Raw genomic sequence first — 23,616 nt, 5'->3', positions numbered from 1 at the left:
CAATCCGAGAGGAAGAATGATGACGTTCTCCCGCAAGACACTCCGCATCGGCGCGGCGATCCTCGCCGCCGGTGCCATCGCAGCCCTCACCGCGTGCTCCGGCGGAGGCGCCGCAGCCAAGCCGGACAAGCCGATCGAGGTCCCTGGCGCGTCCGCCGATGCGAACAAGTACATGAACGAGCTGTACGACAAGGCCATGGAGGACGGCAAGACCGACCTCGTGCTCTACGGTCCGAGCGTCTCGGCGCAGAAAGCGCTGTTCAAGGTCTTCACCGACCGGTTCCCGGGCATCAAGGTGATTCCGCAGGATCAGCCGGACGCGCAGAGCATCACGAAAATCCAGGCCGAGGCGGAGAGTGGCAACCGCATCGCCGACGCCTATGACGGCGGGGAGTCCCCACAGGTCGCGGCGCAGCCGGGGCTGTGCACCAAGGCTGATGTGCGCACCGGGCCGGAAGGCTTCGAGATCCCGACGAACTTCGACGGCAAGCTCACCTACTACGCACTCCGCTACTTCGGATTCGTCTACAACACCGACATGGTGAAGGACGACGAGGCGCCGAAGAACTGGGAGGACCTGCTCGACCCGAAGTGGAAGGGCAAGCTCTCGATGGGCGACCCCACGGTCCCCGGCGGCATCCGCTACATCCTCACCTCGCTGATGGTCCCGGAGAGCGAGGACACCTGGGGCAAGCCCTACGTCGAGAAGCTCGCCGACCAGGACGTGCAGTTCGCCCAGTCCGAGCCGAACGTCGCCTCCGACGTGGCCAGCGGTCGGTTCCCGGTCGGGATCGCGGTGTACCAGGGCTTCTACGAGGACACCAAGGCCAAGGGCGGTCCGATCAAGATGGTGTTCCCGGTGGATGACGGCGGCAACTTCATGTCGCGTACCGGCATGTGCCTGATCAACGACGCACCGCACCCGGACACCTCGCAGCTCTACATCAACTGGCTCTACTCGCCCGAGGGACAGCAGGCCCTGGCCGAGAAGAACCGCTCCTACGGATGGACGCCGGACGCACCCGGTCCGGAGGGCACGCCGTCGCTGGACAAGCTCGAGCGACTGCCGTTCTCCAACCCCGACCCCGCGTTCAACCAGCCCTACTTCGACTTCATCGACGAGCAGTTCAAGAAGTAGGAATCCGCCCTCCAACTCCCCGACGGGAAGGCATCGACTGACATGACTGAGGTTCTGGTCTCCGGGCTCACCAAGCGGTACGGCAGCAAAGCGGCGCTGCACGGACTCGATCTGCGGATCGGCTCCGGCGAGTTCGTCACCCTGCTCGGCCCCTCCGGCTGCGGCAAGACGACGACGCTGCGCTGTCTCGCAGGTCTCGAGCGGCCCACCACGGGGCGGATCACCATGGGTGATCGCATCGTGGTGGACACCGATCGGCGCACCTTCGTCCCCGCGGACAAGAGGCGCGTCGGCATGGTGTTCCAGAGCTACGCGCTCTGGCCGCACATGAGCGTCGCCGAGAACGTGGCGTACCCGCTCAAGGTGGCGAGACTCGGCAGCCAGGACCGTCAGAACAGAGTGCGCGAGATGCTCGACGCGGTCGGCCTCGGGGAGTTCGAGAAGCGGCCCGTGACGGCCCTGTCAGGCGGCCAGCAGCAGCGTGTGGCTCTCGCGCGCGCTCTGGCCGCCCGACCGGGGATCATCTTCTACGATGAGCCGCTGTCCAACCTGGACTCCAAACTGCGATACCAGATGGGGCAACAGGTGCGAGCGCTGCACAACCAGTTCGAGACGACCTCGGTTTACGTCACGCACGACCAGGAGGAGGCGATCACCCTATCCGATCGCATCATCGTCATGAGCGAGGGCGAGATCATGCAGGACGGCGCGCCGGTCGAGCTTTACGATCGTCCACGGTCCGCGTACGTGGCCGACTTCATGGGATTCCAGAACATCCTGCCCGGTGAGGTCATCGCCGTCGATGACGGCGTCGCGGACATCCGCGTCGACGGCACCTCGCTCGTCATCGCCGGAACCGCCACCACCGGCGTCGCTGTGGGGGATCGTGCCGACCTCGCCTTCCGCGCCGCGCATGTGCGTATCGATCATCGAGACGGGTTCGACGTCGGGCGCTTCACCGGTGTCGTCGAGCGCACCACCTACCTGGGCAGCGCCGTCAACCTGCTCGTCCGTGCCGACGGGCTCCCGCTGCGCGTGCGGGTGGAGACGTCCGACCTGAGCATCGATGAAGTGCCGCGCGCGGGGGACGAGCTGAGGTTCGCCGTGAATCCCGCCCGCGCCGTCGTGATCTCCCGCAAGGCGCAGGAGGACGCCTTCCTGACGACCGCGACCGACGCCATCGTGGCGCCTCGCTGACGAACCCGACCCCCTGAGAGGACGAAAATGACCGACCTGCCCACGCCGCGATCCGACGCGCCGCGCATCCGCGAGCTCGCCGAGATCGGCGGACGATCCGATACCCGCGATGTGCTCGCCCATGCGACCAAGCAGGCGAAGGAGAACTACGACGACTACTTCATCGTCGACATCGACGCGCACGTCTCGGAGGATCACTTCTGGGGCGAGGTGCTCGAGCTCATCGACAACGATGTCTGGCGCGATCTCGGCATGAGCCAGTACGCCGGGTTCGCCGGCAACAACGCTCTGCTGAACATCCAGCCGGGTATGTCCCACCAGAGCGTCGGCGGGCGCATCGGCCACCAGGGGCGCAAGGAGCCCGTCGAGGGCACCGAGGGGCATCCGTTCGTGACCGCGGCGCGGCGCGGCATGGACGCTATGGGACTGGACTACCAGGTGGTGTTCCCCAGCGCGATGCTGCTGCTGGGCATGCACCCGCAGGACGAGGTCGAGGTCGTCCTCGGCCGCGCGTTCAACCGCTGGCTGACCGAGGTTATCCTTCCGCCGAACCCTCGCCTGAAGGGCATGCTCTACCTGCCGTACAACACCCCCGAGGTGTGTGAGGAGCTCGTCGAGAAGTATGCGGACAACGACGGGATCATCGGCTACACAGTGTGCTCGACGCGCAACAACCCGGTGCACTCCGACGTGTACACCCGGCTGTACAAGCTGATTGAGGACAGCGGCAAGCCGCTGGCCTTCCACTCCGGATACCACTGGGGAGACCCGTCGTTCGCCCAGCTGAACCGCTTCCTCTCCATGCATGCGCTGTCGTTCACGCACTACAACCAGATCCATGTGACGAACTGGATCATCAACGCGATGCCAGAGCGCTTCCCGAAGCTGAAGATGGTGTGGGTGGAGAGTGGCCTGGCCTGGATCCCGTTCCTCATGCAGCGGCTCGACCATGAGGTGCTCATGCGGCCCAGCGAGGCGCCGGGGCTCAAGAGGCTGCCGAGCGAGTACATGAAGGAGATGTGGTACACGACGCAGCCGATGGAGCGCACCAACATGGAGTTGCTCGAGGCGACCATGAAGTCGTTCAACGCCGAGACCCAGCTGCTGTACTCCTCGGACTGGCCGCACTGGGACTGGGACGCCCCGTCCACGATCACTCGCCTGCCGTTCCTCTCCGAGCAGGCCAAGCGCAACATCCTCGGGCTGAACGCCGCCCGCGTGTTCAACCTCCCCACCGAACGACAGAAGCCTTCCGCCGAGCAGGTGCTCGCGGACCGACCCGGGATCTCCTGACATGACTGCTGACACCACCGCCACCACCACGCCCGAGCTCGCAGAGCTCGACGCCGTCATCACCCGCCTCGGCGAGCTCACGCGGCACGTCACCGCAGAGGAGCTCGGCGCGAGCATCACGGACGAGCAGATCGCCGACGTGCTCTACGCCGCCGCCCGGCTGTTCTCGGCCAAGACCGATCGGGTGGGGAAGATCTCCTGGCCCATCAGGGAGGACGCCCTCAATGCGACGGAGACGGTCGTGCTCGTCACCGCCCTGCTGGACGCCGCCGACGTGAACCTGTTCGACATGGCCATCTGGTACCGGAGGGCGGAATGAGTGCCGCCATCGTCCGCCGCGACGTCGCGGTCGCGAGTCTCGCGGATCTGAAGGCACGGGAGCGGATCGTCGTCGACGTCGACGGCACCGAGCTCGGTCTCTACTTCTACGCGGGAGAGGTGCGCGCCTGGTACAACGTCTGCCCGCATCAGGGCGGTCCGGTGTGCCAGGGCAAGATCATGCCTCGCACGGTCCAGCTCGTGCGCGGAGAGGACGGGCTGAAGAGCGGCGGACCCGGGTTCCACCCGACCGATCGGAACATCGTCTGCCCGTGGCACGGCTTCGAGTTCGACATCCTCACCGGTAGGCATCCCGCCGATCAGAGCGTCGGCCTTCGGCCCATCCCGGTCAGGGTCGACGGCGACGACGTCATCGTGACGATCTGACGGACGAAGGGACGGATGCTGCGGCATCCGTCCCTTCGTCGCATCGGGGATCGTCGAAAGTGATTGCCTGGGGCAACTAAATGGCGTAAGATGCCAATATGAGCAGTCCGGAGCAGATCCTGCTGGCGTCGCTCACCCACCTGATGGCGCGGTGGTCGTCCGCAGGCACACAGGCGGCTGTCGCCGCCGATGCCGGCGTGCAGGTCGATCCTGTCGATCTGCCGCCGCTGTACATGCTCGGCCTGGAGGGGCCGTCGCGGGCCAGCGACCTCGCAGCAGCCCTGCGCATCTCGCGCCCCACTGCGACCAAGCAGCTGAACAGGCTCGCCGCCGCCGGATACATCGAACGCGTTCCCGATCCCGCCGATCGCAGGGCCAGCATCGTCCAGCTGTCGCCTCAGGGCATCGAGGTGCACACGCGACTGGTGGACCAGGGCATCGTCATGGTCACCGGCGCGCTGACCGGGTGGTCGCCGGCCGAGTCCGCAGCCTTCGCCACGCAGCTCGCACGTTTCGTCAGCGCCCTCGGCGCTTCCCCCTCCGAGCGCGAACCCGCGCCCGGGTCAGCGCGATCCGCATCCGGATCGCAGAACGGAGATTGAACATGACCCGTACCTACGTCGTGACCGGCTCGGCCTCCGGCATCGGTGCGACCACCGCGCAGCTGCTGCGCGACCGTGGTGACCGTGTGATCGGCATCGATCTGAAAGGTGCCGACGTCGAAGCGGACCTGTCCACCTCGCACGGGCGCAAGGATGCCGCCGCGGCGGCGACCGAGCTCGCCGGCGGCACGGTCGACGCCGTGATCGCCTGCGCAGGCATCTCGGCACCGATCGCGAAGACGATCTCGGTGAACTACTTCGGCGTGACCGAGCTGCTCGAAGCTCTGCTTCCGGCGCTGGCGAAGTCGGATGCTCCGCGTGCGGCCGTCGTGTCGTCGATGGCATCGCTGCAGCCGAACTCGCCCGAGATGGTCGAGGCGGCGCTCGCGGGTGACGAGGCGATGGCCGTCGAGATCGCCGAAGGCCTTGCCGCACAGGGGCCCGAGGTCGGATACGCCGTGTACCCGTCGTCCAAGCGCGCACTGGCGCGCTGGGTGCGCCGTGAGTCGATCACCCCGGCCTGGGCAGGCGCGCACATCCCGCTGAACGCCGTGGCCCCGGGTACCGTGATCACGCCGATGACGGCCCCGCTGCTCGCCACCGAGGAGGGGCGCGCGATGGTCGACGCCAGCGTGCCGATGCCGCTGAACAGCCACCAGCCGCCGGAGTCGATTGCCAACCTGCTGATCTGGCTGACCAGCGTCGAGAACACGCACATGGCCGGTCAGGTCATCTACGACGACGGCGGAGCCGACGCCACGCTGCGCGGCGACGACATCTGGTCCTGGAACGACCCGAGCTGACCTCTTCCCGTGTGCGCGAGTTCGGAGCGCACCCCCCGAAACGCCGGGCGGATGCCGCATCCGCCCGGCGTTTCGCGCGCGGCATCCGAAGTTGCGCACGGCGTACCCTGGATCCGTGAGTGATTACGCGGTCCGGTCGGCGCGCAGCGGCGACGTCCTCGGCATCCATCGCCTGCTCGAGCCGCTCGTGGACCAGCGCATCCTGCTCGGCAAGGACCTCGCCGTGCTCTACGGCGCCGTGCAGGAGTTCGTCGTCGCCGAGGCCGACGGCGAACTGATCGGATGCGGTGCACTGCACGTGATGTGGGAGGACCTCGGCGAGGTGCGCACGCTGCTCGTCCGCGACGACTGGCTGCACCACGGCGTCGGCCGCGGCATCGTCGAGCAGCTGGAGGCGAATGCCCGCGCGCTCGGGCTGTCACGCCTGTTCTGCCTCACCTTCGAGACCGAGTTCTTCACGCGCCGCGGCTTCGAGCCGATCGGAGAGCAGGTCGTCGACGCCGACGTGTACTCCCAGCTGCTGCGCTCCGGCGACGCCGGCGTCGAGGAGTTCCTCGACCTCGCGCACGTCAAGCCCAACACGCTCGGCAACACGAGGATGCTCAAGCGGCTCAATTAGCCTGTAACCATGCCCCGCCAATCCGCCGCCGTGTACCGACGCCGGCGACTCGTCGTCATCCTCCTGGCGATCGTGCTGATCGCCGCGATCGGCGGCGGCGTATGGCTCGCGATCGCACAGCCCTGGTCGAAGAAGGCGGATGCGAAGGCGGGCCCCTCGCCGTCGACGTCCGCCTCTGTCGAGGTGGATGCATCTCCCTCCCCCAGCGGCGACGCGCCGAAGGTCGAGCCCACGCCGGGCGAGACGCCGATCATCGTCGCGTGCACGGCCGCGGATGTCACGGTCGACGCGCTGACGGATGCCTCGACCTATGCCGCCGGGCAGAACCCGCAACTGTCCATCCGCCTGAAGAACACCGGCGCCAAGGACTGCACGATCAACGTGGGGTCGACGACGCAGAAGTTCACGGTCTCCAGTGGCAGTGACGTCTGGTGGCGGTCGACCGACTGCCAGAAGGACCCCAGCGACATGATCGTCACGCTCAAGGCGGGGCAGAGCGTGGACAGCGCGCAGCCGGTGGTCTGGGACCGCACGCGGTCCTCGGTGAACACCTGCGGAGACAAGAACCGGCCGAAGGCCCCCGGCGGCGGCGCCTCGTACCACGTGTCGGTGTCGATCGGCGGGTTCGACAGCGCCCAGTCCGAGCAGATCCTGCTCTACTGAGCAGCCTTTGGACGGAGTGGAGAAACTCCTGCAGAAGGGGTGACGACGTCCGATGTTTGGGATACCATTAACCGTGGTCTTGAGATTCATTCAAGCCGGACATGCCATCCCCAGTGGCGTCGATATAAGTGTCCCCAGCGCTTCGACATCGGCTTGATCAAGACCGCGAGGGCCCTCTCGAGTACCCCAGTCCCCAATGGAGGATTCGAGAGGGCCCCATCTCTTTCCCGCCCGCCGCCGCCCATAAGCTGGATGCATGGCGAAGAAGGGTCGGAAGAAGCCGGCGCCCGAGGAGTTCCGCTCCGAGGCGCTCGCGCAGGCGCTCGAGAAGCAGGACATGGCTGCGGTGGCTCTCGCGCTGCGCAACGGCACCACGATCGTGCCGTTGATCCGGCCCGGCGCCAGGGACAATCCGCTCGACGGCGGCGAGGTGTGGACCTACCGCGACCAGAACACCGGCGAGATCGCGCTGCTGCTGTTCAGTGACGCGAAGAACAAGCCGGCGAACCTTCCGCCCGGAGTCGGCATCTACTCGGCGGCCTGGCTGAAGGCGTTCCTCACCACGCATCGCGAGCGCATCACGACCGTGTTCCTCGACATCGCGGGGCCGCACCCGATGCAGGCTCCGCCGGATGAGCTGCTCAGGGCGCTGAACGCGTGAGCCCCTACCGAGCCGTCTTCGACGCCGAAGTCACCTTCTCGAACGGCGGTGGCCTGCAGGCACAGGGATTCCGCGTCGATCTGCCCGGGCCGGATGCCACGGTCGAGCAGATCGGAGAACTGTTCCTCACCTCCCTCGATCTGCTCATGGCCGAGACGGTGACCGTGCACGACGTGCGCATCATCGAGGAGGCGCACAAGGGCACGCGCGGCGGGCCGAGCGATCCGCGTGCGGATCGCTCCTGATCAGAACGCCGGGATCTCGTCCTCGCTCCGACGGGAGGCCGCCCGCGACCGCACATCGGTCAGCGCGGCGCGCAGGGACTTCGACCGGTCGTCGATGACCTGCTCGTAGCCCAGCCGTGTGGCCTCCGAGCGCCGCTGCGCTGCCTGCGTGACGGGACGGACCTCTCCCGCCAGTGAGAGCTCTCCCACGGCGGCGACCGTCCGCGGCACGGAGAACTGCTGGATCGAGCCCGCCACGGCGATCGCGATCGCCAGATCTGCTGCCGGTTCGGTGAAGCGCACCCCGCCGACCGTCGACACGTACACGTCGACCTCGCCGGCTTTGATGCCCGCTCGCCGCTCCAGGATCGCGAGCACCATCGCCACGCGCGACGAGTCCAGGCCGTGCACGACGCGGCGCGGGTTCGGGCCCTTCGCCGCGATCGTCAGCGCCTGCACCTCGACGGGGAGCGCGCGGCGCCCCTCGAGCGAGATCGCCACGCAGGTGCCGGGCTCAGCTGCGCCCTGAGACAGGAACAGGCCGCTCGGGTCGGGCACCTCGGCGATGCCGCTGCCCGTCATCTCGAAGCATCCGACCTCGTCGGTGGGGCCGAAGCGGTTCTTCAGAGCGCGGATGAATCGCAGGGACGTCTGCCGGTCGCCCTCGAAGTGACACACGACGTCGACCAGGTGCTCCAGCATCCGCGGGCCGGCGACCTGACCGTCTTTCGTGACGTGCCCGACGATGACGATCGGCAGGTCGCGCTCCTTGGCGACCCGGATGAGCGTGGAGGCCACCTCGCGCACCTGACCGGGCATGCCGGCCGCGCCGTCCGACAGCGACGACGACACGGTCTGCACGGAGTCGACGATCACGAGTTGGGGCTGCACCTCGTCGATGTGGCCGAGGATCGTGGCCAGATCGGTCTCGCTGGCGAGATAGAGCTCGTCGTGCAGGGCGCCGGTGCGCTCGGCGCGCAGCCGGACCTGTGCGGCGGACTCCTCGGCGCTGGCGTACAGCACCCGGCGGCCACCGCGGGCCGCACGTGCGGCGACTTCGAGCAGCAGAGTCGACTTGCCCACACCGGGCTCGCCGCTGAGCAGGATCGCGGCGCCGGGCACGATGCCGCCGCCGAGCACCCGGTCGAACTCGCCCACGCCGCTGGAGCGGCGCGGAGCATCCGTCGTGGTGATCTGCGTGATCGGGCGCGCGGCCCGCGCCGCCGTCGGCGCCACCGCGTCGACCCGGCGCAGGATGCCGGTCTGCGCGGCCTGCTCGATCACCGTGCCCCACTGCTGGCACTCGCCGCAGCGACCCACCCACTTCGCCGTCGTCCACCCGCACTCGGTGCAGGCGAAAGCGGGGGGAGCGGAGCGCTTGGATGCCATGTCGTAAGGCTATCCGGGGGATTGGACATGTCGGGGAAACCGGGTCCTGAGCGAGGGAGCGAAGCGAGTGAGACGAAGGACGGGGGAACAGGACGGGAGTAGGTCCGGGGCGCGGGACGGGATGATCCCTTCGCTCTCGCGGTGGGACCCTCCGCCAGGAGGGCCGGGCAAGCCCGTCCCTCCTGGCGGCCCCTCCCAAGGTTCGCTCCGGGATCATCCCGTCCCGCTGATGCGTCGGGGGAGGCGCATGGCCTCTGGGAGGGAGGTAGGGGCCCGGTGCTTCTGGAGAGCGAGCGCATGCGCCTGTGCTCGAGCCTGCTGGCGCGGCATCCTGGCGCGATATCTGACCTCGCGACATGCGGCTGCGCACGGGACGGATGCTGGCGCGCGGCGGCGCGGGCGGGGATAGTGGGGGCATGACCGGAGCGATCAGGCTGGAACGGCACGCCGACGTGGTCGCGGCGGCGACCGATCCGGAGCGGTTCTCGAGCCGCACCTCCACGCACCTGCACGTGCCGAACGGCATGGACGGCGCCGAGCACGCTGCCTTCCGCGCGGTGATCGAGAAGTACCTGACGCCGGAGGCAGTCGCCGCCCTCGAGCCGATGCTCACCGACGTGGCGGACGAAGCCGTGCGGGAACTCGCCCGCGACGAGCCGGTCGAGATCATCGCCGAGCTCGGTGAGGTGTTCGCCGTGCGCGCGCAGTGCCGCTGGCTGGGCTGGCCGGAGGTCGTCGAGGACGAGCTGCGGATGTGGATGGCGGAGAACTACGCCGCCGTGCGGCAACCGGACCTGGAGCGCAACGCAGACGTCGCCGCAGCGTTCGACGAGATCGTCCGCCATGAACTGCACCGGGCGCGACCGGGGACGGTCACGGCGCGCCTCGCCGACGAGCATGTGCGAGGGCGCCGGCTGACCGAACCGGAGATCGTCTCGATCCTGCGCAATTGGACCGCCGGCGACCTGGGGTCGCTGGCCCGCTGCGTGGGGGTCGTCGTCCGCCGGCTCGCCGACGACCCCGCGCTGCAGCAGCGGATGCGGGACATCGGCGACGATCCGGAACGGCGGGCCGAGGTCGACGCCATCCTGGACGAGTGCCTGCGCATCGAGGATCCGTTCGTGGCGAACCGCCGCGTCACGACCTGCCCCGTCACCACCGCGAGCGGCCAGGAGCTGCCGCAGGGCGCGACCGTGCTGCTGGACTGGGCCGTCGCGAATCGCGACCCCGGCGTCTTCTCGGACGCCTTCGCCCCCGAGGCGCACGCCGCGGACAACCTCGTCTTCGGCATCGGCCCGCACGTGTGCCCCGGGCGTGATCTCTCGCTCACCGAACTGCGCGCGGTGCTCGTCGAGCTGCTGCGCGCCACGACCGTGATGGAGCCCGCTCCGGAGCATCCGCCCGTGCCGCACGACGCGCCGATCGGCGGCTGGCGCACCGTGCACGTCGTGCTGCGCTGACGAGACCGGCGCGAGACCCGCGCGAGACCCCGACCTCTGCGTGAGACCCATGTGCAGAACTGGGGTCTCACGCAGAACTCGGGGTCCCGCAGGAAACTCGCGTGGATCTCGCGGACGGATGCCGCGGGCGGCCAGCCCCGCCTTACTTCTTCTTGCCGACGTCCTTCAGCATGCCGGCGACGACCAGCGCGAACGCGCCGACCAGCACCAGGAACCACAGGCCCAGCTGGTACGAGTTCGTCTCGGCGTTGTAGGTGGCACCCATGACCAGCGGCGGGAAGTAGCCACCGAGGCCGCCGGCGGCGGCGACGACACCGCTGACCGCGCCGACCTTGTCCTTCGGGGTCGACGGTCCGATCCACGCGAACACCGCACCCATGCCGAGGCCCATCGCTGCCGCCATCATGATGAAGGTGGCGCCGGTGACGATGCCCTCCGGCGGCTGCTGGCCCACCACGTACGCCAGCGTCACGATGCCGCCGAGCGAGATCAGCGCGATCACCTTCGGCCCGAACCTGTCGGCCAGCACACCGCCGATCGGCCGGGCGATCACCGCGGCGACCGCGAACAGCGCGGTGCGGGTGCCGGCACCCACCGCGTCGACCTCGTCGGGATAGATCGTGGTGAGGTACTTCGGCAGGAAGGTCGAGAACGCCACGAACCCGCCGAACACGATGCCGTACAGGAACGACATCTCCCAGGTCACCGGCAGCTTCAGCGCGCCGATCACCTTCGGGATCAGCTTGGCGTCGTTCGCCTGCCAGGCCGGCGACTCCCGCAGGAAGAACCAGCTCAGCACCGCCATCAGCAGCAGCAGCGCCGCGATGAGCAGGTGGGTCGGGAAGTATCCGATGGCCTCGGCGAGGCGCGGCGTGAAGAACGCCGACACCGCGGTGCCGATCATGCCCATGCCGAACACGCCGTTCGCGAATCCGCGACGCTCCGGCGGGAACCAGGCGCTCGAGAAAGGCACGCCCACCGCGAAGATCGTGCCGGCGACGCCGAGGTAGAAACCGGCGATCAGCAGCAGCGGGAAGCTCTTGATCGATCCGGCCAGCGCCACCAGCAGCACCGCGGGGATCGAGAGCAGCAGCACGAACGTGAACATCTTGCGCCCGCCGAACCGGTCGGTCATCGCTCCGACGACGATGCGGCCGAGCGCGCCGACGAGCACCGGGGTGGCGAGCATCAGCGAGATCTGGCCCTCGTCCAGCCCCATCTCGGTGGCGTAGGTCTTCTGCAGCGGGGCGATCGCCATCCACGCCCAGAACCCGACCGTGGAGGCCAGCGTGGCGAGGACCACCTGGGTGAATCCGCCCTTGAGCGATGTTTCGGTGGACGGCACAGTCGTGGATTGCGCGCTCATCGAGGAGTCCCTTCCCGAGGTCTTGTGCCAGAGAGTAGCGGGGCCGGGACCACCGCACCACCACTTCCACCGTGTCTAACCGGGGTGAAAAGTCCGGCGTGGGAATAAAACCGGTGAGCCCTTGCCACGATCTTGGGCCGCGGGCAGGATGCTGAGTACAGCGTGACCTCCCCGGGAGAAGGAGCAGCGATGACCCCCGCCATGCGCACCGAGAGTGAACCTGCGACAGACGGGGCCCTCGCGGACGCCCTGCTGAACATGGGGCGGTTCCTCCGCCCCGGCGAGGTCTCCGAAGACCTTCGAGCGGTGTTCCTCGAGGGCGGCAGGTCGGGCGACGTGTTCTACCGGGACCGGTGGTCGCACGACAAGGTGGTCCGCTCCACGCACGGCGTGAACTGCACCGGATCCTGCTCGTGGAAGGTGTACGTCAAGGACGGCATCATCACGTGGGAGGCGCAGCAGACCGACTATCCGAGCGTCGGCCCGGACTCCCCGGAGTACGAGCCGCGAGGCTGCCCCCGTGGCGCGGCGTTCAGCTGGTACACCTACTCGCCCACGCGGGTCCGCTACCCCTACATCCGTGACACGCTCGCCCAGCTGTACCGGCAGGCCAAGGCACAGCATCCGGATCCTGTCGACGCCTGGGCGTCGATCGTCGAGGATCAGGAGAAGGCCCGGAAGTACAAGCGCGTCCGCGGCAAGGGCGGTCTGGTGCGCACCACCTGGGACGAGGTGATGGAGATCGCCGCCGCCGCGCACGTGTACACGGTCAAGCAGTACGGGCCCGACCGTGTCGCCGGCTTCTCGCCGATCCCGGCGATGTCGATGGTCTCGCACGGTGCCGGGTCCCGGTTCATCAACCTCATCGGTGGCACGATGCTGTCGTTCTACGACTGGTACGCCGACCTGCCGGTCGCCAGCCCTCAGGTGTTCGGCGACCAGACGGATGTCCCGGAGTCGGCCGACTGGTGGAACGCCGGCTACCTGATGATGTGGGGCTCGAACGTCCCCGTCACCCGCACGCCGGACGCGCACTTCATGACCGAGGCCCGCTACCGCGGCCAGAAGGTCGTCACCGTCTCTCCGGACTACACCGACAACACGAAGTTCGCCGATGAGTGGATGGCTCCGCACCCCGGAACGGATGCGGCGCTCGCCCTCGCCATGGGCCACGTCATCCTGCGGGAGCACTTCGTCGAGAAGCGCACCGAGCGCTTCCAGGACTACATGCGCCGGTACACCGACGCGCCGTTCCTCGTCGAGCTCGAGCAGCGCGACGGCGGCCTGGTGCCGGGCAAGTTCGTCACGGCGTCCGACCTCGGCGGCGACACCGCCGCGCAGTCGCGCGCGGACTTCAAACCGGTGCTGATGGATGCCGCGGGCAATGCCGTCGTGCCGAACGGCTCGCTCGGCCACCGCTTCAGCCCCGAGGACGAGGGGCGCTGGAACCTCGACCTGGGCGACGTGGTCCCGCCGCTGTCGGTCACTGACCTCGCGAGCTGGGCGGGGGATGCCGCTGAGGTGCGGCTGCCGCGGTTCGACCTCGACCCTGAGCCGGGGCAGGAGCACGCGGGCGGTTCCGGCGTGGTCGTGCGAGGCGTCCCGACCCGTCGGATCGCGGGCAAGACCGTCACCACGGTGTTCGACCTGATGCTCGCGCAGTACGGCGTGGGCCGGGAGGGCATCCCCGGTGAGTGGCCCACCGGCTACGACGATGCGGCCAGCCCCGGCACGCCGGCCTGGCAGGAGGAGCACACCTCGGTGCCGGCTGCGCAGGCGATCCGCGTGGCCCGCGAGTTCGCCGACAATGCCGACCGCTCCGGCGGCCGGTCGATGATCCTGATGGGTGCGGGAACCAACCACTGGTTCCACTCCGACACCATCTACCGCACGTTCCTGGCGCTGACGACCATGACCGGATGCCAGGGCGTGAACGGCGGCGGCTGGGCGCACTACGTCGGCCAGGAGAAGGTGCGTCCGATCACGGGCTACCAGCAGTACGCGGCCGCCGCCGACTGGGGGCGCCCGCCGCGGCACACCATCGGCACCGCGTTCTTCTACCTCGCCACCGACCAGTGGCGCTACGACGGCCTGCCTGCCGACCAGCTGGCATCCCCACTGGGCCTCGGCCGTTTCGAGGGCCGCACCACGGCGGACTGCCTGGTGGAGTCTGTGCAACGCGGCTGGATGCCGAGCTACCCGACCTTCGATCGCAACCCGCTCGACCTTGTCGACGAGGCCGAGGCGGCGGGCAAGGAGCCCGCGCAGCACGTCGTGGACAGCCTGAACGAGGGGTCCCTGCGCTTCGCCGTGGAGGACCCGGATGCGCCGGAGAACTTCCCGCGCGTCATGAACATCTGGCGGGCCAACGTGCTCGGCTCGTCCGGCAAGGGCAACGAGTACTTCCTCAAGCACCTGCTCGGCACGGATGCCGCGGTCCGGGCATCCGAAGCGGCGCCGGACTCGCGTCCGGTGAACATGACCTGGCGCGACAAGGCGCCAGAGGGCAAGCTCGATCTGCTGATGACGGCCGACTTCCGCATGACCAGCACCACGCTGTTCAGCGACATCGTGCTGCCGGCTGCCACGTGGTACGAGAAGTACGACCTGTCGTCCACCGACATGCATCCGTTCATCCACGCGTTCAACCCGGCCATCGCACCGCCGTGGCAGACGAAGACCGACTTCGAGTACTTCCGTCTGCTGGCGGAGAAGTTCAGCGAGCTGGCGCGCACCCACCTCGGAGTGCGCAAGGACATCGTGGCCGCGCCCCTGCAGCACGACACCCCCGACGTGATGGCGACGCCGCACGGCCGGGTGGAGGACCTGCCGCGGGTGCCCGGCGTGACCATGCCGAAGCTGGTCGTCGTCGAGCGCGACTACCCGAACCTCGCCGAGCGATGGAAGGCCCTGGGCCCGCTGACTGAGAAGCTCGGTCTCACGACGAAGGGCATCACGTACCACGCCGAGCCCGAGATCGAGCGGCTGAAGCGCGTGAACGGCGCCGTCGAGTCGGGGCCGTACGCCGGGTCTGTTCGGCTGGACAGCGATCAGCGCGCCTGTGAGATGATCCTGGCGATGTCGGGCACCAGCAACGGCCGACTGGCCGTGCAGGGGTTCAAGGCGCTGGAGAAGCACACCGGCCAGGAGATGGCCTTCCTCGCCGACGAGCACGAGGGCACGCACCTCACCTTCCAGGATGTGTCGGTGCAACCGCGCAGCGTCATCACCTCGCCGGAGTGGTCGGGGTCGGAGCACGGCGGGCGGCGCTACACGGCGTTCGCGATCAACGTCGAGCATCTCAAGCCCTGGCACACGCTCACCGGCCGGCAGCACTTCTACCTCGACCACGACTGGATGGATGAGCTGGGCGAGTCGCTGCCGATCTACCGGCCGCCGCTGGACATGCATCGTCTGTTCGGCGATGTGGTGCCCGGGAAGAGCACGCACACCGAGGTGCACGTGCGCTACCTGACGCCGCACTCGAAGTGGTCGATCCACTCCGAGTACCAGGACAACCTGTTCATGCTGTCGCTCTCGCGAGGCGGCCCCACGATCTGGATGAGTCCGCAGGACGCCGCGAAGATCGGGGTCCGCGACAACGACTGGATCGAGTCGTACAACCGCAACGGCGTCGTGGTCGCGCGGGCCAACGTGTCGCACCGGATGCCGGAGGGAACGGTGTACATGTACCACGCGAAGGACCGCACGGTGGATGTGCCGATCTCCGAGATGAGCGGCCAGCGCGGCGGCATCCACAACTCGCTGACGAGGATCCTGCTCAAGCCGAGTCACCTCATCGGCGGGTACGCGCAGCTCGCCTGGGCGTTCAACTACCTCGGCCCCACCGGGAACCAGCGTGACGAGGTGACGACCATCCGTCGCCGCAACCAGGAGGTGCAGTACCGATGAGAGTCATGGCGCAGATGTCGATGGTGATGAACCTCGACAAGTGCATCGGCTGCCACACCTGTTCCGTCACGTGCAAGCAGGCGTGGACGAACCGCACCGGCGTCGAGTACGTCTGGTTCAACAACGTCGAGACCCGCCCCGGCCTTGGGTACCCGCGCGGGTACGAGGACCAGGAGAAGTGGCAGGGCGGCTGGGTGCGCGACAAGCGCGGCCGGCTGCGGCTGCGCTCGGGCGGACGCCTCGCGAAGATCGCGCGCATCTTCTCGAACCCGAAGCTGCCGGGCATGGAGGACTACTACGAGCCGTGGACCTACGACTACGACATGCTCGTGAACGCCCCCAGCGGTGAGCAGCACACCCCGGTGGCCCGGCCGAAGAGCCTGATCACCGGGAAGGACATGAAGATCGAGTGGTCCGCGAACTGGGACGACGACCTGGGCGGGTCGATCGAGACCATGCAGGACGACCCCATCCTGCAGAAGATGAGCCAGGAGGTCTCGGCCGAGTTCGAGAAGGCCTTCATGTTCTACCTCCCGCGCATCTGCGAGCACTGTCTGAACCCCTCCTGCGTGGCGTCGTGCCCCTCCGGCGCGATGTACAAGCGGGCCGAGGACGGCATCGTGCTCGTCGACCAGGACGCCTGCCGCGGCTGGCGGATGTGCGTGAGCGGATGCCCGTACAAGAAGGTCTACTTCAACCACAAGACCGGCAAGGCCGAGAAGTGCACCATGTGCTATCCGCGCATCGAGGTCGGGCTGCCGACCGTGTGCTCCGAGACCTGCGTGGGCCGACTGCGCTACCTGGGCCTGGTGCTGTACGACGCGGACCGCGTGGCCGAGGCCGCAGCGACCGAGAACGAGCACGACCTGCTCGAGGCCCAGCGCTCGGTGCTGCTCGACCCGAACGATCCAGCGGTCATCGAGGCGGCGCGCCGGGACGGCATCGCCGAGGACTGGATCACCGCCGCCCAGCGCAGCCCGATCTGGAAGCTCATCCAGAAGTACAAGGTGGCACTGCCGTTGCACCCCGAGTACCGCACCATGCCGATGGTCTGGTACATCCCGCCGCTGTCTCCCGTGGTCGACGTGGTCACCGGTTCGGGCAACGACGGCGAGGACGCCCGCACGCTGTTCGCCGCGATCGAGAAGCTGCGCATCCCGATCGAGTACCTCGCCGAGCTGTTCACCGCGGGCGACGTCGCGCCGGTGGATGCCGCGCTGCGCAAGCTCGCCGCGATGCGCTCCTACATGAGGGGGGTCAGCATCGACGACGTGCGCGAGGAGAGCATCGCGGAGGCCGTCGGCATGACCGGCACCGAGATCGAGGAGATGTACCGCCTGCTCGCGATCGCGAAGTACGAGGAGCGGTACGTGATCCCGCCGGCGCACTACGAACAGGCGCACGACCTCGAGGAGATGGCCTGCTCGCTCGACTACGACGGCGGACCGGGCATGGGAGGTGCTGCGAGCGGAGGGCCGTTCGGCGCCGCCAGCGGTCAGTCCGTTCCGGTCGCGGTGGAGAATTTCCACGCCCTCGCCGACCGGCAGACCGCGGATCGTCCGTCGACCGGAGGCAGGGTCAACCTGCTGAACTGGGACGGCAACGGGCATCCGGACGGGCTGTTCCCACCGGAGGACCGCACATGAGCACCGTCCTCCCGGTTCCTGAGCGCCCTTCGTCTCGCTCCGCTCGCTCAGGATCCGGAGCGCAGCGACGAGACGAAGGGCACGTCACGCCTCGACGGCGGATGCCGGACGAAGCGCTGGCCCCCGTGCGGCTGACCGGCGCGCAGCGCCGGACCGTGCACATGCTCGCCTCGCTGCTGCTGGACTACCCGGATGCCGCGTGGTTCGCGCGGCTCGATCAGCTGCGCACCCACGCGGCAGGTCTCCCGGCGGCCGTGGCCGTCCCGCTGACGGAGTTCATCGACCGGGCATCCGACGCCGGGGCATCCGTCTGGCAGCGCGACTACGTGAACACCTTCGACCTGAAGCGGAAGTGCTCGCTGTACCTGAGCTATTTCGCGACCGGCGACACCCGCCGGCGCGGCACCGCGCTGGTGACCTTCCTCGACGCGTACCGCGCGGCGGGGTGGGAGTTCGATGCGGCGGAGCTGCCCGACTACCTGCCGGCGGTGCTGGAGTTCTCGGCACGTTCGGACTCCGAGGTGGCGAGCGCCCTGCTGACCGCGCACCGCGAGGGCATCGAGGTGCTGCGCGCGGCACTCGAGGGCATGGACAGTCCGTGGGCGCTGGTGGTGCGCGCGGTGACGCTGTCACTGCCGAAGGTGGATCAGCGCACCCAGGAGCGGGTGCTCGCGCTGGTCAACGAAGGCCCGCCGACCGAGACGGTCGGCCTCAGTCTGCCCATGCCGGCCTTCCGGTCGGTCTCGAATCAGGGGGTGTGATCGTGACTGCTCTGCAGATCGTGCTGTGGGTGGTGCTGCCGTACGTGTGTGCCGCGGTGTTCATCCTGGGACACATCTGGCGCTACCGCTACGACAAGTTCGGCTGGACGACCCGCTCTTCCCAGACTTACGAGAACAAGCTCCTGCAGTGGGGCTCGCCGATGTTCCATCTCGGCATCCTCATGGTGATCGCCGGTCACGTGGTCGGTCTGCTGATCCCGCGGGAGTGGCTGTACGCGATCGGGATCGACGAGCACATGTACCACATCGGCGCGACGGTGCTCGGGACGGCGGCCGCCATCCTCACCCTCGCTGGGCTGGCCATCCTGATCTTCCGGCGCCGCACAGTCGCGGCGGTGTTCCTCGCCACCACGAACATGGACAAGGTGATGTACGTCTTCCTCGGCGCGACGCTGCTGTTCGGCACCGCGGCGACCGTCGTGCACCAGGTGTTCGGCGGCGGGTTCGCATACCGCGAGACGATCTCCCCGTGGGTCAGGCAGATGATCATCTTCCGGCCGGATCCCGAGCTGATGGTGGGTGTGCCGCTGCTGTTCCAGCTGCACGTCATCACCGCGTGCCTGCTTTTCGCGCTGTGGCCGTTCACGCGCCTGGTGCACGTGTTCTCGGCGCCGGTCGGCTACCTGTTCCGGCCGTACATCGTGTACCGCTCGCGTGACGAGCAGCGCGGCAGTCGTGCGCCCAAGCGCGGCTGGGACCCGGTCGCTGCCCCGGACCCGGCCCGGCTGCGTCGCCCGTGACGGCGCTCCGCTCCGTCGAGGATCAGCTCGACCGCGTGCTCGCGGCCTTGAGGCCGCCGGCCGTCGAGCGGATGCCGCTGGGTCAGGCATCCGGTCGTGTGCTCACCGAGCCGGCGCTCGCGCGCAACGCGGTGCCGCCGTTCGACAACTCCGCGATGGACGGCTTCGCGGTGCGGTTCGCGGATGCCGCGGATGCGACGCCCGCGCATCCGGTGTCCCTGCGGGTCGTGGCCGACGTGCCGGCCGGCAGCGCTCTCGACCCGGCGATCGGGCCCGGCGAAGCCGCGCGCATCATGACCGGCGCTCCGGTGCCGTCCGAGGCCGATGCGATCGTCCCGTTCGAGGACACCGCGGGCGGACTGGCCGATTCCCTGGCATCCGCCGTCGTCCTCGCCGCACCGCGTCGCCGCGGCGCGCATGTGCGCGCAGCGGGGGAGGACGTCGCGGCCGGTGCGGAGGTTCTTCCGGCCGGCACCCGGCTCGGTGCGCGGCAGCTGTCGGCCCTGGCGTCTGTGGGGATCGCGCAGGTCGCGGTGGCCCGCCGTCCACGGGTGATGGTCGTGGCCACCGGCAGCGAGCTGGTGCCGCCGGGGCAGCCGCTGACCCGGGGCACGATCCCGGAGTCGAACAGCCTGCTGATCGCGGGGCTGGTCGCCGACACCGGGGCCGAGGTGGTCGCGCGTCGCGTCGTCGACGATTCCGGAGACGGGCCGGCCGAGGCGGTCGCGGCGGCGCGGCAGCACGCATGCGACGCGGTGATCTTCTCCGGAGGCGTCAGCGCAGGAGCCTACGAGGTGGTGCGGCAGAGTCTGGGCGACGCGATGGAGTTCACGAAGGTCGCGATGCAGCCCGGCAAGCCGCAGGGCTTCGGCGCGACGGATGACGGGATGCTGCTGTTCGGGCTGCCGGGCAACCCGGTGAGCGCGGCGGTCTCGTTCGAGGTGTTCGTGCGACCGGCTCTGCTGCGGATGCAGGGATGCGTCGATGTCGCCCGTGTGGTGTGGCGACTGCCGGCGGGCGAGGCGTGGAGCTCCGCACCTGGGCGGCGGCAGTATCTTCCGGCGGTGATCGACCGCAGCGACCCCGCACGTCCGGTCGTGCGGTCGGCGAGTAGCGGCGGTTCCGGGTCGCACCTGGTGGTGGGGCTCGGCGGAGCGGAGGCCTACGCGATCGTGCCGGAGTCGGTGACAGCCGTCGAGGCGAGCGACCTCGTGGACGTCGTGCTGCTGTAGGCACATTTCGTCCGCCACCGAAACGATTCCGTTCCAGGATGAAGACATGACCATGTACGACATCACGGTTCCTGCGCCGGACGGGGCGGCCTCGCTCGCCGGGATCGGCGCGATCCTCGGCAGGGCCGGGATCTCGCTCGAAGGCGGCGGCATGTGGGCCGGCATCGCTCACTACCTCGTCGCGGAGGGGGATGCCGCAGTGCAGGCACTCGAGTCGGCCGGCATCCGGGACGTCGTCCTGCAGCCGACGGTCGTCGTGCCGCTGGATGCTGATGTCCCGGAGCACTGGGCAGGATCATGACCAGGCTGGCTGACGCAGGGGTGCGCCTGATCGCACAGTACAGCGACCACGACAACCGCAAGGTACTGATCGTCGACGATCCGACTGCAGCGCAGGCGCCGCTGGCATGAGCGGTGAGGTGCGCCTTCCGCTCGACGAGCTCGGGCGCGTGCTCGGCGAGCCGGCGCGGCTACGCATCCTGCACGAGCTGTTCGGCGGCACGCCGCTGCCCGCGGGCGCACTGGCGACCCGGCTGGGGCTGGCGCCCTCGACGGTCAGCGCGCACCTCGCGAAGCTGCAGGATGCCGGGCTGATCACCGTCGAGCAGCGCGGGCGGGCGCGGCTGGCGAGCCTCGCCGACCCCGCCGTCGCGACGGCGGTCGAGGCGTTGCTGCAGCTCTCCGGCGAGGCTCGGGTGAACTCTGCGACGGCCTTCGACCGGCGCGCGGCCATGCGTGAGGCGCGGTCGTGCTACGACCACCTGGCCGGTCGCGCCGGGGTGTTCATCGCAGATCTCGCCGTCGAGCGATCCTGGATCTCGGACTCGGCCGGCGCCTGGACGCTGCCGGCCGGTGAGGATGTCACGGGCATCGGTGACGGCCTCGGCCTCGAGCTGCCGTGGCAGCGGTCCCCGCGGCCGGCGGTGCGCCCGTGCACGGACTGGACCGAGCGGGCGCCGCACATCGCCGGACGGCTCGGGCACAGCATCCTCGCCGCGATGATCGACGACGGCTGGCTGCGCCGACGTCGCGATGACCGCGCGCTGACGATCACCGCCCACGGCAGGGAGCGATTCGCGGCGCTGGGACACACCGGGGTGTGAGTGCGCCCCTGTGCTCCTCAAGTGCTCGTCGAGCGAGCGAGGAATGAGCGAGACGAACGTCGAGAGGATTCCCCGGCTGACGGTTCTCGCCCGCGCGGTGCAATCACGGAGATCTGCGGAATCGCGGATGCCTGCAGGCGCTTGTCTCCGCGACATTGCAGATCTCCGCGTGATGATGCGCCTCGGCGGCCGTCCGCGGGGCATGAGCGAGGCCCCGGCGTAGGCTGTGGCCGTGCCGCTCGCGATCTTCGACCTGGACGGGACGCTCGTCGATCAGGAGGGCGCCGCCCGGGAATGGGCGCGGCGGTTCGTACAGACCTGGTCGCTCGCGCCGGATGCCTGCGACCTGATCTCCGCAGCGCTCGCCGAGCGCCGTCCGAAGGACGAGGTCTTCGCGGGGATCGTTCGGCGCTACGCGCTGCCGGTGCCCGCCGAAGACGTCTGGGCCGACTATCGCGGACAGATGCCCGGACTGGTCCGCTGCTCCGATGAGGACCGCGCCGCTCTGATCGACCTGCGCTCCGCGGGCTGGAGCATCGGCATCGTGACCAACGGCATGGTCGACAGCCAGGCGGGCAAGATCCGTGCCACGGGTTTGTCCGAACTCGTCGACGGCTGGGTCGTGTCGTCTGAGATCGGCGTCCGCAAGCCGGAGCCCGAGATCTTCCACGAGCTCGCCCGCCGCCTGGACGTCGCTCTCGACGGATGGATGATCGGCGACAGCCTCGACATGGATGTCGCCGGCGGGCGGCGCGTGGGACTGCGGACCGCTTGGATCACGACCGATTCCGCGCCGAGCTCCGGCCCCGCGCCGACCTTCGCCGCGCCCACGGTGGCCGACGCTGTGCAACTGATCCTCGCCTGACTCGCGGCGGACGTCGTCGCGCGGCAGCATCGCGGATTTCGTCAGGATCTCGGCTCCTGACGGGCGATTGCGTCCGGAATACTGCAGATCTCCGACGATGTGACGCGCGGGGACCGCACCGAGCCGGGGCGTCGCGCGGCAGCACCGCGGAGTTCTGCCGGATCTCGGGTCCGGACGGGCGGCGGGGTCCGTCATTCTGCAGATCTCCGAGGATGTGACCCGCACCCTGCGCGCGGCACCCACCGATATCCCCGACGCGGATGCTGGCATCGGCAGCACTGCCCCGCAATAGTGGAGGCATGAGCGACCTGGCCCCGCACCCCGCGAGTATCGGTGCGGTCTTGCTGGTCGGCGGACGGGCGTCGCGCATGGGCGGCGGCGACAAGCCGCTGCTCGATGTCGGCGGCGCGAGCCTGTTCGCCCGCGCAGCGCGTGCGCTGCAGAATGCCGGATGCCGGCCGATCGTCGCGGTCGGGCCCGAGCTCGATGCATCCGCTGACGTGCGCTGGGTCCGCGAGGATCCGCCGTTCGGCGGGCCGGTGGCGGCGCTCGCCGCGGCTCTCGACGGTGCGGAGGCCGGCGACTGGACCGTCCTGCTCGCCGGGGACCTGCCCCGGGCGGACGAGCTCGTGCCTCGTCTGCTGGCCGGGCGCTCGGAGAGCACTGCCGGCACCGTGTTCGTCGCCGACGGGCATCCGCAGTGGCTGGCCGGTGTCTATCGGACGTCGGCTCTCCGCCGTGCGCTCGCCGATCTCGGCGGCGAAGTCGCCGGAGCATCCTGCCGCGCTCTGCTCGGCGAACTGGAGCTGACCCTGCTGCCGGATGATGACGGCGTGACCGCCGACGTCGACACCCCCGACGACCTCGCGCGGGCGCGCCTGCGCGCGGTACCTTCGCAGAGGATCGAGGAGACGACGCATGACTGAGAAGAACCGCACCCTGCCGCCCGAGGCCCTCGAGGAGTGGGCGGTCGCCCTGCGCGAGCGCTTCGGCCTCGGTGCGGAGGACGTGCCGATCGGGCTGATCCTCGACCTCGCGCGTGACGTCGCGAACGGCGTCGCCCGCCCGGCGGCCCCGTTCAGTGCGTTCGTGGCCGGACTCGTCGCCGGACGTCAGGGAGGTTCACCCGACGACGTCCGTGCCGCGGTCGCCGCCGTGGTCGAGCTCGCCGGCACCTGGCCCGACCGCGACGCCTGACCTCCCTCTGAGGAGTGTC

At 69.1% G+C, this 23,616-nt stretch carries 24 protein-coding genes; 22 read left to right on the top strand and 2 right to left on the bottom strand.

Annotation, left to right across the window (positions count from 1 at the left end; all coding sequences use genetic code 11):
• The first annotated feature begins 19 nt into the window (after window positions 1-19).
• The 11 genes from GON06_RS14665 (at window position 20) to GON06_RS14615 (ending at window position 7,926) form a co-directional block, all read left to right on the top strand.
• Window positions 20-1,138 (top strand): ABC transporter substrate-binding protein, encoded by a 1,119-nt coding sequence (locus tag GON06_RS14665; protein WP_157313069.1) that lies wholly within the window; start codon window positions 20-22, stop codon window positions 1,136-1,138.
• Between the two features lie 42 nt (window positions 1,139-1,180).
• Complete coding sequence (locus GON06_RS14660) at window positions 1,181-2,335, top strand: ABC transporter ATP-binding protein (RefSeq protein WP_157313068.1); 1,155 nt, start codon at window positions 1,181-1,183, stop codon at window positions 2,333-2,335.
• Between the two features lie 27 nt (window positions 2,336-2,362).
• Window positions 2,363-3,628 (top strand): amidohydrolase family protein, encoded by a 1,266-nt coding sequence (locus tag GON06_RS14655; protein WP_157313067.1) that lies wholly within the window; start codon window positions 2,363-2,365, stop codon window positions 3,626-3,628.
• A 1-nt stretch (window position 3,629) separates the two neighbouring features.
• Entirely contained in the window at window positions 3,630-3,947 is a 318-nt protein-coding gene (locus GON06_RS14650; protein ID WP_157313066.1) for a hypothetical protein, read from the top strand.
• Entirely contained in the window at window positions 3,944-4,333 is a 390-nt protein-coding gene (locus GON06_RS14645) for a Rieske (2Fe-2S) protein (RefSeq protein ID WP_157313065.1), read from the top strand. The genes GON06_RS14650 and GON06_RS14645 overlap by 4 nt, the downstream gene beginning before the upstream one ends.
• A 98-nt stretch (window positions 4,334-4,431) precedes the next feature.
• Window positions 4,432-4,935, top strand: a complete 504-nt coding sequence (locus GON06_RS14640) for a MarR family winged helix-turn-helix transcriptional regulator (protein WP_157313064.1) — start codon at window positions 4,432-4,434, stop codon at window positions 4,933-4,935.
• Between the two features lie 2 nt (window positions 4,936-4,937).
• A complete protein-coding gene (locus GON06_RS14635) occupies window positions 4,938-5,738 on the top strand; it encodes an SDR family NAD(P)-dependent oxidoreductase (RefSeq protein ID WP_157313063.1) in 801 nt (266 codons plus the stop codon).
• Window positions 5,739-5,853: 115 nt separating this feature from the next.
• On the top strand, window positions 5,854-6,357 hold the full coding sequence (locus tag GON06_RS14630) for an amino-acid N-acetyltransferase (protein ID WP_332837595.1): 504 nt from the start codon (window positions 5,854-5,856) through the stop codon (window positions 6,355-6,357).
• A gap of 9 nt (window positions 6,358-6,366) precedes the next feature.
• Window positions 6,367-7,020, top strand: a complete 654-nt coding sequence (locus GON06_RS14625; protein WP_157313061.1) for a hypothetical protein — start codon at window positions 6,367-6,369, stop codon at window positions 7,018-7,020.
• Window positions 7,021-7,276: 256 nt separating this feature from the next.
• The gene (locus GON06_RS14620) at window positions 7,277-7,681 is read left to right on the top strand and encodes an SseB family protein (protein ID WP_157313060.1); all 405 of its coding nucleotides are present in this window, start codon (window positions 7,277-7,279) and stop codon (window positions 7,679-7,681) included.
• Window positions 7,678-7,926 (top strand): hypothetical protein, encoded by a 249-nt coding sequence (locus tag GON06_RS14615; protein WP_332837594.1) that lies wholly within the window; start codon window positions 7,678-7,680, stop codon window positions 7,924-7,926. The genes GON06_RS14620 and GON06_RS14615 overlap by 4 nt, the downstream gene beginning before the upstream one ends.
• On the opposite strand, the gene radA is transcribed toward GON06_RS14615, so the two are convergent.
• Window positions 7,927-9,294 carry a DNA repair protein RadA gene (gene radA, locus GON06_RS14610; RefSeq protein ID WP_157313059.1) on the bottom strand — a complete coding sequence of 456 codons (1,368 nt, stop codon included), beginning with the start codon at window positions 9,292-9,294 and terminating at the stop codon, window positions 7,927-7,929.
• Between the two features lie 416 nt (window positions 9,295-9,710).
• On the opposite strand from radA, the gene GON06_RS14605 reads away from it, so the two are divergent.
• Window positions 9,711-10,754, top strand: a complete 1,044-nt coding sequence (locus GON06_RS14605) for a cytochrome P450 (RefSeq protein ID WP_232528503.1) — start codon at window positions 9,711-9,713, stop codon at window positions 10,752-10,754.
• 142 nt (window positions 10,755-10,896) lie between these two features.
• On the opposite strand, the gene GON06_RS14600 is transcribed toward GON06_RS14605, so the two are convergent.
• Window positions 10,897-12,120, bottom strand: coding sequence for an MFS transporter (locus GON06_RS14600; RefSeq protein ID WP_157313058.1), 1,224 nt, complete (start codon window positions 12,118-12,120; stop codon window positions 10,897-10,899).
• A gap of 189 nt (window positions 12,121-12,309) precedes the next feature.
• Here GON06_RS14600 and GON06_RS14595 point away from each other — a divergent pair, with 189 nt between their 5' ends.
• The 10 genes from GON06_RS14595 (at window position 12,310) to GON06_RS14550 (ending at window position 23,597) form a co-directional block, all read left to right on the top strand.
• A complete protein-coding gene (locus GON06_RS14595) occupies window positions 12,310-16,032 on the top strand; it encodes a nitrate reductase subunit alpha (protein ID WP_198346717.1) in 3,723 nt (1,240 codons plus the stop codon).
• Window positions 16,029-17,678 carry a nitrate reductase subunit beta gene (gene narH, locus GON06_RS14590; protein ID WP_157313057.1) on the top strand — a complete coding sequence of 550 codons (1,650 nt, stop codon included), beginning with the start codon at window positions 16,029-16,031 and terminating at the stop codon, window positions 17,676-17,678. Before GON06_RS14595 ends, narH begins: the two co-directional genes overlap by 4 nt.
• Window positions 17,675-18,439 carry a nitrate reductase molybdenum cofactor assembly chaperone gene (gene narJ, locus GON06_RS14585; RefSeq protein ID WP_157313056.1) on the top strand — a complete coding sequence of 255 codons (765 nt, stop codon included), beginning with the start codon at window positions 17,675-17,677 and terminating at the stop codon, window positions 18,437-18,439. The genes narH and narJ overlap by 4 nt, the downstream gene beginning before the upstream one ends.
• Before the next feature lie 11 nt (window positions 18,440-18,450).
• A complete protein-coding gene (narI, locus tag GON06_RS14580; protein ID WP_157313752.1) occupies window positions 18,451-19,200 on the top strand; it encodes a respiratory nitrate reductase subunit gamma in 750 nt (249 codons plus the stop codon).
• Window positions 19,197-20,432, top strand: a complete 1,236-nt coding sequence (locus GON06_RS14575; protein WP_332837592.1) for a molybdopterin molybdotransferase MoeA — start codon at window positions 19,197-19,199, stop codon at window positions 20,430-20,432. The genes narI and GON06_RS14575 overlap by 4 nt, the downstream gene beginning before the upstream one ends.
• Before the next feature lie 46 nt (window positions 20,433-20,478).
• Window positions 20,479-20,733, top strand: a complete 255-nt coding sequence (locus GON06_RS14570) for a hypothetical protein (protein ID WP_157313055.1) — start codon at window positions 20,479-20,481, stop codon at window positions 20,731-20,733.
• 106 nt (window positions 20,734-20,839) lie between these two features.
• Complete coding sequence (locus tag GON06_RS14565) at window positions 20,840-21,535, top strand: ArsR/SmtB family transcription factor (RefSeq protein ID WP_157313054.1); 696 nt, start codon at window positions 20,840-20,842, stop codon at window positions 21,533-21,535.
• Between the two features lie 232 nt (window positions 21,536-21,767).
• The gene (locus GON06_RS14560; protein ID WP_157313053.1) at window positions 21,768-22,400 is read left to right on the top strand and encodes an HAD family hydrolase; all 633 of its coding nucleotides are present in this window, start codon (window positions 21,768-21,770) and stop codon (window positions 22,398-22,400) included.
• Between the two features lie 299 nt (window positions 22,401-22,699).
• Window positions 22,700-23,326 (top strand): molybdenum cofactor guanylyltransferase, encoded by a 627-nt coding sequence (gene mobA / locus GON06_RS14555; RefSeq protein ID WP_157313052.1) that lies wholly within the window; start codon window positions 22,700-22,702, stop codon window positions 23,324-23,326.
• Window positions 23,319-23,597: a DUF6457 domain-containing protein gene (locus GON06_RS14550; RefSeq protein ID WP_157313051.1), complete on the top strand. Its 279-nt coding sequence runs from the start codon at window positions 23,319-23,321 to the stop codon at window positions 23,595-23,597. Before mobA ends, GON06_RS14550 begins: the two co-directional genes overlap by 8 nt.
• Window positions 23,598-23,616 lie beyond the last annotated feature (19 nt).

The sequence above is a fragment of the Microbacterium sp. MAH-37 genome (assembly GCF_009758255.1).
Lineage (GTDB): Bacteria > Actinomycetota > Actinomycetes > Actinomycetales > Microbacteriaceae > Microbacterium.
Note: the sequence above shows the minus strand (reverse complement) of the source record. Positions and strands in the feature narration are given on the sequence as shown.